2 protein-coding genes are annotated in these 2593 nt (G+C 30.4%); one reads left to right on the top strand and one right to left on the bottom strand.

The genetic code is table 11. The annotated features are described in order from the left end of the window. Positions 1–277 precede the first annotated feature (277 nt). Positions 278–763 (bottom strand): lincosamide nucleotidyltransferase Lnu(A), encoded by a 486-nt coding sequence (gene lnu(A), locus KA867_RS09595; RefSeq protein WP_210137846.1) that lies wholly within the window; start codon positions 761–763, stop codon positions 278–280. Positions 764–980: 217 nt separating this feature from the next. Here lnu(A) and KA867_RS09590 point away from each other — a divergent pair, with 217 nt between their 5' ends. Then, on the top strand, positions 981–1985 hold the full coding sequence (locus KA867_RS09590) for a protein rep (RefSeq protein WP_020368559.1): 1005 nt from the start codon (positions 981–983) through the stop codon (positions 1983–1985). Positions 1986–2593 lie beyond the last annotated feature (608 nt).

Raw genomic sequence — 2593 nt, 5'->3', positions numbered from 1 at the left:
TCAACAAAACAAAAAAGCCACCATTTAAAATTTTGGCGACTTACAAAATGCATTAGCAATTCTCAATATAGTTGACCAACTATTTGATTTCTTAAATTAATTATAACAAGAACACGCATTTATGCCGAGAAAATTTATTGATGTTGAGAAGAACCCTTAACTAAACTTGCAGACGAATGTCGGCATAGCGTGAGCTATTAAGCCGACCATTCGACAAGTTTTGGGATTGTTAAGGGTTCCGAGGCTCAACGTCAATAAAGCAATTGGAATAAAGCAATTATGTTATTGATTTTAAATTTTTTATATCAAAATGGTCTGTTTCTGTTAAATCATAACCAGAATGAAAAAGAAGTTGAGCTTCTTTTGAAATACATGGTATTTTTCGATCTTTGTAATTAGTTTCTGAAAACCAGTCATTTTGGAAAACATAATTACCACCTTCTGGGTTTGCTTGGGTAATTGATCCATCATCATTTAGATTTATAGGATGAATATCTAAATACCCATATTCTTCATGCTTAAGTTCCATACGTGAAGGCATCCAATCAACTTCTATTTTGTATCCTATATCTTCTAATTTTTGTATAACTTTTTGAGTGTGTTGAGCGTCAAAATCTATATCTATATCTCTGCGTTCTCTTTGTTGTTTTCCAGTTAATACATCTACCCCCCAGCCACCATCTAACCAATAAGTTACTTTCATGTGTTCAAATAAATCTAAAATATAAAATAATTCTTTTTCTGTTACATTATTATTTTTCATTTTATCCCTCCTAACTTGGGAATTTGAAACGAGTTGAAAACGAGTTTCTTCTTGTCTTGATACTATATAGAAATAACTCAAAGATATAAAAAGTCATTTGAATGTTGATATAACAGTATTTTTGGTTGTTTTTGTTGTTGAAAGAAAATTTGACATGAAAAAACCCCAGTTATATGATTAAGGTGTCGAATCAAAATCAAAACTGGAGGCTTTTTATATGCAATATAATACTACTAGATATGTAGACGAAAATCAAGATAATGAAACATTAAAAGATATGACGAAAAGTGGGAAACAACGCCCATGGAGAGAGAAGAAAATTGATAATGTAAGTTATGCAGATATACTAGAAATTTTAAAAATAAAAAAGGCTTTTAACGTAAAACAATGTGGTAACGTCTTAGAGTTCAAGCCAACTGATGAAGGTTATTTGAAATTACATAAAACATGGTTTTGTAAATCAAAATTATGCCCAGTTTGTAATTGGAGGCGTGCTATGAAAAATAGTTATCAAGCTCAAAAAGTGATTGAAGAAGTGGTTAAAGAAAAGCCAAAAGCACGTTGGTTATTTCTTACGCTATCAGCACGAAATGCAATAGACGGTGAACATTTAGAACAAAGTTTAAAGCATATGTCTAAGGCTTTTAATAAATTAAAAATGTATACAAAAGTTAAAAAGAATTTAATCGGATTTTTACGTTCAACCGAAGTAACGGTTAATAAAAATGACGGTAGTTATAATCAACATATGCACGTTTTATTGTGTGTTGAAAATAGCTATTTTAAGAATAAAGCTAATTATATAACTCAAGAAGAATGGGTTACTTTATGGCAAAAAGCATTACAAGTAAATTATCGACCAGTAGCAAATATTAAAGCGATCAAACCAAATCAAAAAGGCGATAAAGATATTCGAGCAGCTATCAAAGAAACCTCGAAATATTCGGTTAAGTCATCTGATTTTTTAACTGATGATGATGAAAAAAATCAAGAAATTGTAAATGATTTAGAAAAAGGTTTATATCGAAAACGTATGTTGAGTTATGGTGGTTTGCTTAAACAAAAACATAAAATTTTAAATTTAGATGATGCCGAAGATGGCAATTTAATTAATACAAGTGACGAAGATAAAACAACAGACGAAGAAGAAAAAGCACATTCAATTACTGCAATTTGGAATTTTGAAAAACAAAATTATTACTTAAAAGATTTGAAACGTTAGCTAAAAAGCTAGCGTTTTTTTATGTTTTTTGCCCCTGCGGGAACTATAGGATTAACCAGCATGGTTACCCAGTTTTTACGCGAAAAATAATTTTGTGCGTAAATGGGCAGTGTCTGAATTTTTTTGCCAGTACATGCCAAATTTTTAATTTGCATGTAACTGGGCAGTGTCTAAAAAATAGTCACTGGTTTTGCTCAAATTTTTGTTTGTGGAATTAGAATATATTTATTTGGCTCATATTTGCGTTTTAAAAGCTTGTGTAGGTTTTTAGGTATAAAACTATATGATTTACCCTTAAATCTTTAAAATGCCCCCTTAGAATTCAAAATAAAGGTATTTAAAATTTGGTATCTTTGAAAATTTAAAAATAAAAAATGCTATTACAAATTAGTGCTGGTGACACTGAATGTTGTAATAGCATTTATGCAAATAGTCGATAAGCTATTTAATCTATTTTTCTAAGATATATTATAGCAAGAACACGCATTTATGCCGAGAAAATTTATTGATGTTGAGAAGAACCCTTAACTAAACTTGCAGACGAATGTCGGCATAGCGTGAGCTATTAAGCCGACCATTCGACAAGTTTTGGGATTGTTAAGGGTTCC

It is taken from the genome of Staphylococcus sp. GDH8C109P, from assembly GCF_017893405.1.
GTDB lineage: Bacteria > Bacillota > Bacilli > Staphylococcales > Staphylococcaceae > Staphylococcus > Staphylococcus cohnii.
This window is presented reverse-complemented; position numbering and strand designations above follow the sequence as displayed.